Origin of the sequence: Micrococcus lylae (genome assembly GCF_900163825.1) — a bacterium.
Lineage (GTDB): Bacteria > Actinomycetota > Actinomycetes > Actinomycetales > Micrococcaceae > Micrococcus > Micrococcus lylae.
This window is the reverse complement of record NZ_FUKP01000074.1, coordinates 1-6,297: the sequence shown is the minus strand read 5'-3', so window position 1 is coordinate 6,297 and position 6,297 is coordinate 1. Positions and strand designations below refer to the sequence as shown.

5 protein-coding genes, 1 tRNA gene, 4 pseudogenes and 1 other annotated feature are annotated in these 6,297 nt (G+C 67.0%); of the genes and pseudogenes, 9 read left to right on the top strand and 1 reads right to left on the bottom strand.

What is annotated here, in order from left to right; all coding sequences use genetic code 11:
* The 7 genes and pseudogenes from FM125_RS11625 to FM125_RS11605 form a co-directional block, all read left to right on the top strand.
* On the top strand, positions 1–840 hold an 840-nt coding region (locus FM125_RS11625; RefSeq protein ID WP_087134768.1), incomplete at its 5' end, for an IS110 family RNA-guided transposase.
* A gap of 367 nt (positions 841–1,207) precedes the next feature.
* Positions 1,208–1,291, top strand: a pseudogene (locus FM125_RS12510) (hypothetical protein); the annotation flags it as partial.
* Positions 1,292–1,348: 57 nt separating this feature from the next.
* Positions 1,349–1,486: pseudogene (locus FM125_RS12505) on the top strand (DDE-type integrase/transposase/recombinase); the annotation flags it as partial.
* Positions 1,487–1,574: 88 nt separating this feature from the next.
* A tRNA-Cys gene (locus FM125_RS11620) sits at positions 1,575–1,645 on the top strand.
* A gap of 204 nt (positions 1,646–1,849) precedes the next feature.
* Positions 1,850–2,791: a cation diffusion facilitator family transporter gene (locus FM125_RS11615; RefSeq protein WP_067190892.1), complete on the top strand. Its 942-nt coding sequence runs from the start codon at positions 1,850–1,852 to the stop codon at positions 2,789–2,791.
* 58 nt (positions 2,792–2,849) lie between these two features.
* The gene (locus FM125_RS11610; RefSeq protein ID WP_087134770.1) at positions 2,850–3,233 is read left to right on the top strand and encodes an ArsR/SmtB family transcription factor; all 384 of its coding nucleotides are present in this window, start codon (positions 2,850–2,852) and stop codon (positions 3,231–3,233) included.
* Positions 3,234–3,447: 214 nt separating this feature from the next.
* Positions 3,448–3,951: pseudogene (locus FM125_RS11605) on the top strand (HAD-IC family P-type ATPase); the annotation flags it as partial.
* Here the strand turns inward: FM125_RS11605 and FM125_RS11600 are convergent.
* A pseudogene (locus tag FM125_RS11600) lies at positions 3,948–4,943 on the bottom strand (IS481 family transposase). The pseudogenes FM125_RS11605 and FM125_RS11600 overlap by 4 nt on opposite strands.
* A 60-nt stretch (positions 4,944–5,003) precedes the next feature.
* Between FM125_RS11600 and FM125_RS12500 the strand changes: the two are divergent.
* Together FM125_RS12500 and FM125_RS11595 are read left to right on the top strand one after the other, a co-directional pair.
* On the top strand, positions 5,004–5,315 hold the full coding sequence (locus tag FM125_RS12500) for a transposase (RefSeq protein WP_067190897.1): 312 nt from the start codon (positions 5,004–5,006) through the stop codon (positions 5,313–5,315).
* Positions 5,276–5,404: a sequence feature (AL1L pseudoknot), on the top strand. It overlaps the preceding gene by 40 nt.
* Positions 5,312–6,235 (top strand): IS3 family transposase, encoded by a 924-nt coding sequence (locus FM125_RS11595; protein WP_067190899.1) that lies wholly within the window; start codon positions 5,312–5,314, stop codon positions 6,233–6,235. Its footprint overlaps the feature before it by 93 nt. The genes FM125_RS12500 and FM125_RS11595 overlap by 4 nt, the downstream gene beginning before the upstream one ends.
* Positions 6,236–6,297: the final 62 nt, after the last annotated feature.

Genomic DNA, 6,297 nt, shown 5'->3' with positions numbered 1-6,297 from the left:
GATGAGGAACAGATCGCCGAGCTGGCCATGCTCGCCGGTTTCGACGACGACCTCGTCGCGCAACTCACCGCGACCTCGAACCGGTTGCGCGGGCTGCTCACACAGATCCACCCCTCACTCGAACGCGTGCTCGGGCCCAAGATCACCCACCCCGCCGTGGCAGACCTGCTGAGCCGGTACCCCACCCCTGCACAGCTGAAGACCGCCGGGCCGGGGCACGTGCGTGCCCGGCTGCGTAAGCACGCCCCACGTCTGGCTGCCTCTCTGACAGAACAGATCTTCCACGCCCTGGACGAGCAGTCCGTGGTGGTGGCCGGCACGCAGGCCGCGGCCACCGTGATCCCGATCCTGGCCGAGCAGCTGGCAGGACTGACCCGGCAGCGGGCCGGACTGGCCTCACAGGTGGAGGCCGTGGTGGAGGCCCACCCTCTTCACCCGGTCCTGATCTCGATGCCCGGAGTAGGGATCAGGACCGCAGCACGGATCCTCACCGAAGTCGTGGGCAAGGACTTCGCCGATGCCGGGCACCTGGCCTCCTACGCCGGGATCGCCCCGGTCACACGCCGCTCCGGGACCTCGATCCGTGGCGAGCGCACACCACGGGGCGGGAACAAGCGACTCAAACGCGCACTGTTCCTCTCAGCGTTCGCTTCACTGTCACACCCTGCCTCCAGGGCGTACTACGAACGGAAACGAGCCCAGGGCAAACGCCACAACCAAGCGCTGATCGCGCTGGCCCGACGGCGCACGGACGTGCTCTACGCGATGCTCCGCGATGGCACCCTGTACCAGGACCCGGGCACACCTACAGCCACACCATCAGTGGCTCTCGCTGCTTGACGAAAACCATAGAGGCACCCCCGGGATCACGACCAGCGAGGCCTCTCGTGTGGCCGAACTGGAGAAGGAGAACCGTGAGGTGCGGCGGGCCAACGCGATCCTGCGCTCGGCATCGGCTTTCTTCGCGGCGGATGCTCGGGACGCCCACAGCGCTGATCGTGGACTACGTCGACGACCAGAAGGAAGAATTCGGTGTCGAGCCGATCTGCACCACACTCTCCGCAGCCGGCACGCAGATCGCACCGAGCACGTACTACGCCGCGAAGACACGTCCTGTCTCGGCCCGCCGTCTGCGCGATGAGCAGCTGCTCGCTGAGATCCGCCGGGTGCACGAGGCCAACTACGGGGTCTACGGGCCCGGAAGGTCCACGCGCAACTGGGCCGCGAGGGCATCCAAGTTGCCCGATGCACGGTCGATCGGCTCGTGCGTGCCGCAGGGCTGCGCGTTATCAGCCGCGCGAAGGGTCCTCGCACGACAGTCCCGGGCCGGGGACCGGATTCCTACGAGGATTTGGGGCAGCGCGACTTCACCGCGGCTGCCCCGAATCAGCTGTGGGTCGCTGACATCACCTACTGCCGCACCTTTGCCGGGTGGGTGTATGCCGCGTTCATCATCGACGTGTTCTCCCGCCGGGTCCTCGGGTGGTAGCTGTCGAAGTCGTTGCGCAACATCCTCACCGGAGCGTTCAACCTCGTCGCCGGGCTCACCCCGGGCGACGAGGGCTGAGACCTGCGGTGCCGTGACCGAGAGGATAGGCAGCGGCCTGCAAAGCCGCCCACACGGGTTCGAATCCCGTAGGCACCTCCGACAGCCGCGCCCCGGTCCCAGGACGACTCCCGTCCTCGGGCCGGGGCGCGGCTTCTTCGCCACAGGTCTTCGGTGCGTGTCGTGCACCGCATCGCCAAGAGTCGTCATCATCGCCCAAACGCGTTAGCATCGTCGTACGTCAATGAATCAATGGGAGAGCCGCGGCCGCCGATCCGCGGAGGAGATGGAGAACGAGCAGACATGGGCGCAGGACACGACCACGGCCACTCGGCCGGCGAGGCGGGACATCCCGGGGACTTCCGCAAGAAGCTCTGGATCGCCTTCGCGATCACCGCGACGATCGTCGTCGCGCAGGCCGTCGGCTCGGTCGTCACCGGCAGCCTCGCGCTGCTGACCGACACCGCGCACGCGATCGCCGACGCCTCCGGCCTGCTCGTCGCGCTGGTGGCCGCGACCCTCACGCTCAGGCCGACGACCTCGAAGCGCACCTGGGGATTCCGCCGGATCGAGGTGATCGCGGCCCTCGGCCAGTCGGCCCTGCTGCTGGTCGTCGGCACCTACGCCGCCGTCGACGGCGTCCGCCGCCTGTTCGACCCCCCGGAGGTGCCGGCGACCGAGCTGCTGGTCTTCGGCATCGTCGGCCTGGCCGCGAACATCGTGGCGATCGCGATCCTCTCCTCGAGCCGCGGGGCGAACTTCAACATGCGCGCCGCCTTCCTCGAGGTCCTCAACGACGCCCTGGGCTCCCTCGGGGTGATCGTCGCCGCGATCGTCATCGCGACGACCGGCCTCCAGCAGGCCGACGCCGTCGCCGGCCTGTTCATCGCAGCCCTCATCATGCCTCGGGCGTTCAAGCTCATGCGCGAGACGGTCGGCGTGCTCATGGAGTTCACCCCCAAGGGCCTGGACCTCGACGAGGTCCGCGAGCACATCCTCGCCCTCGACCACGTCAAGGACGTCCACGACCTGCATGCCTCCACCGTCGCGACCGGCCTGCCGACGCTGACCGCCCATATCGTCGTCGACGACGAGTGCTTCACCGACGGCCACGCCGCCGAGACCCTGCACGCCGCCAAAGACTGCGTCGCCGAACACTTCGAGGTCTCGATCCACCACTCCACGTTCCAGGTCGAGACCGAGCACATCGCCGAGCACGAGCCCGCCTCGGTCAAGCACGACTGAGCGCACGGCGTCGCGGAGCGTATCCATGACCGAGAAGGAGTATCATCGTCATATGGCGATGAAGAGTGCGATTGCGGAACCGGCGACCTGGGCGGACGAGGTTTCTGAGATGACGGCCGCGGCCTGCCTCTTCCACAGCTTCAGCGATCCCTCGCGCCTGGTGATCCTCCGGCACCTCCGCCTCGGCGCGCACCGGGTGGTCGACCTCACCGAGCACCTGGGCCTGTCCCAGAGCACCGTCTCTAAGCACCTGGCCAGCCTCAAGGAGACCGGCCTGGTCGTCTCCCGCCCCGAGGGCCGCGCCTCGGTCTACTCGCTGCAGCACCCCGAGGCGCTCGTCGAGCTCTTCGCCGCCGCGGAGAAGTTCCTCGCCCTCACCGGCGACGACGTGAAGCTGTGCTCGCTGCACGGTTCGCCGGAGTCCGAGCAGCTGGCCGGCTGAGGAACGGAGCCGGGTCGGATCGCCGCCGAACTCGGGGCTCGACCACGTCACGGCCCAGCGAATGACGGGATCAGTCTCGCCTGCGGCCCGGGATGAGCCTGGCGGAATTGAGGATGAACGCGGTCTCGCTGCCGACGTGGACGAACGCGGCCGCGACCGGCGGGAGCAGGCCGAGGCCGGCATGACCGTCGTGGTCGTCGAGGCCGACGGCGAGGCCGCCGAGGCGGGCATCGACGAGGTCCGCGCCGAGCAGCTGCCCGCCGACAAGGCCTCCGCGATCACGGAGCTGGCCACCGCGCGCCCAACGGCGATGGTCGGCGACGGCCTCAACGACGCACCGGCGCTGGCCACGGCCACCGTCGGCATCGCGATGGGTGCGACCGGCTCGGCCGCCGCGGTCGAGTCGGCCGACATCGCCTTCACCGGCCACGACCTGCGCCTCATCCCCGCCGCCCTCACGCATGCGCGGCGCGGGCGGAGAATCATGACGGCCAACATCGCCCTCGCGCTGGCGATCATCGTCGTCCTGTTCCCGCTCGCCCTGTTCGGCGTGCTGGGGCTGGCCGGCGTCGTCCTCGTCCACGAGGTCGCCGAGGTCGCCGCGGTCGAGAGCGCCTGCTGCTCCTTCGTCGACTGGAGAGTCGTGGACGAACAAGTGCATCTGCGCCTGTTCGTGACTGGCACACCGGAGCAGCTGGTTGCACTGAACGTCGGTTAGGTGTGATGTCCAGGGAGGTTGTTGAGCCTGGTGGCAGGCGCTGCGCCGATCGCGGAGTGGACGCAATGATGATCGTAGAAGTGCAGCCATCCAGCCAACGCGGCCCTGCGCTGCGTCTCTGAGCTGTAGAACCGGGCGTAGGCCCATCCGTCAGCGAGCGTGCGATGGAACCGCTCGATCTTCCCGTTCGTCTGCGGCCGGTAGGGCCGAGTCCGCTTGGGCTTGATCCCGAGCTCGGTGCAGGCATCACGCTAGGCATGCCAGCGGTAGGCCGAGCCGTTGTCCGAGAGCACCCGCTCCACCTGCACGCCCAGGCGCGCGAAGCAGGCGCCCGCGCGGCGCAGCACCGCGATGGCCGTCTGGCTGCGTTCATCGGAGTGCATCTCCACATAGGCGAAGCGGGAGTGATCATCGATCACGGTGTGCAGAAAGCCCACCCCGAGCCGGGGCTGTTATCGGGCATCACGGGTTCCTTCGCGGTCCGAGGTCGCCGCGCGGTGCTTCATGCCCTGCTGACGCCCGACGAATCGGTGTCCGCCCCCGTCGGGGATGCGGCCGAACTTGGTGACGTCGACGTGGATCAGCGAGCCGGGGTGGGGGTGCTCGTAGCGGCGGATCGGCTCGCCGGTGACCCGGTCCAGACGGGCGAGGCGGTTGATCCTGCAGCGCACGAGCACGGCATGGACGGTGGAGGCCGGCATCCTGAGTTCTCCGGCGATCTGTGCCGGCCCCAGGCGTCGGCGCCATCGGGCGGCCACGATCTGTTTCACCACCGCCGGCGGTGTTCTGGTCGGCATCGTGGACGGCCGGCTGGACCGGTCTGCCATCCCTGCAGGTCCCGCGGCCCGCAAGCGTGTGGCCCATTTGCGTTCGGTGGGTGGGGAGACCATGAACGTCTTGGCCGCGGTGGCGACCGGCCAGTGCTCCTCGACGATGAGCTTGGCCAGGCGTAGGCGGGCGCGAGGGGTCAGGGCGGCGTTAGCGTGGGACATGAAGGCTGAATCGCCCCGGGAATAATAGAGGCAGGGAGATTGGAAGAAGGAGACTCTCTCATGCCAGTGAAGTACTCGGACGAGCTCAAGGCCCGAGCCATCGATCTTGTCCTCCACGCACAAGCCGATCAGGACTCGGCCCATGGAGCGATCACGCGGGTAGCGAACGAGCTCGGCCTGAGCAAAGAGACGCTGCGGGTCTGGGTGCGCAAGCACAAGATCTCCGGCCACCAGACCCCAGCTGAGTCCGTAGGTCTTGAGGTCGAGAACCGTCGGCTACGTGCCGAGTTGGCAGAAGCCAAACGGGCCAACGAGATCCTCAGGAGGGCTTCGGCTTTCTTCGCGGCGGAGCTCGACCGCCCATCCAAGTGATCGTCGATTTCATCGACGAGCATCGTGACGAGTTCGGAGTCGAGCCAATCGTGCGCGCCCTGCAGGGGACGGCAGCACGGATTGCTGTGAGCTCGTATTACGCGTTCAAGAAGCGCAGGCCCTCAGCCCGGAGCCGTCGAGACGCAGAGCTGATGCGAGTCATCAGCGACGTGTACGAAGCAAACTACTCCTGCTACGGGGTGCGGAAGATGTGGAATGAGATCAACCGCGAGTACACGGATCGGTTCGGGCAGGTCGCCCGGTGCACGATCGAGCGGTTGATGAAGCAGTTGAGCATCGAGGGTGTCCGACGCCGTAAGAAGCGTCCGAAGACGGCCTCAGCCAGGGCCGAGGAATGCCCGGAGGACCTCGTCGAGCGCGAGTTCAGTTCTGAGGGCCCGAACCAGTTATGGGTAGCGGACATTACCTATGTGCCAACGGAGTCAGGCTGGGTGTACAAGACGTTCATTGTGGACGTGTTCCATCGGGAGATCGTCGGCTGGCAGGTGACGAATCATATGCGCGAGTCGTTAGCGCGGGATGCGTTGACGATGGCGTTGGCGGCGAAGTTCCGGGCCGGTGAGGACGTGTCCGGGCTGGTTCATCACAGCGATCGCGGGGTCCAGTTCAAGTCCATTCGCTACGGCGAGACGCTGGCGGAGTCCAACATCATCGCGTCCGTGGGATCGCGCGGGGATTCATTCGATAACGCGATGGCTGAGGCGTTGAACTCGGTGTACAAGGCCGAGCTGATCGACCGACAGCGGTGGTCCGGCCTCATAGAGGTCATGGCGGAGACCTCTCGGTGGGTTGCCTGGTACAACCAGCGTCGGCTGCATTCGGGAATCGGCTATCGACCGCCGGTCGAGGTTCATGCTGAGTGGATCAACCAGCATCGGTCAGCGCTAGTTGCGGCGTAGAAAACCAGGGCGTGTCAGATGGTCTGTGTAAGCCGTACCGAGAGGAACGGTAAGAATCATGA

Excerpts from the sequence above, each read along its gene's own strand:
- FM125_RS11615 (WP_067190892.1), top strand. The coding sequence starts at position 1,850 with ATGGGCGCAGGACACGACCACGGCCACTCGGCCGGCGAGGCGGGACAT.
- FM125_RS11610 (WP_087134770.1), top strand. The coding sequence starts at position 2,850 with ATGAAGAGTGCGATTGCGGAACCGGCGACCTGGGCGGACGAGGTTTCT.
- FM125_RS12500 (WP_067190897.1), top strand. The coding sequence starts at position 5,004 with ATGCCAGTGAAGTACTCGGACGAGCTCAAGGCCCGAGCCATCGATCTT.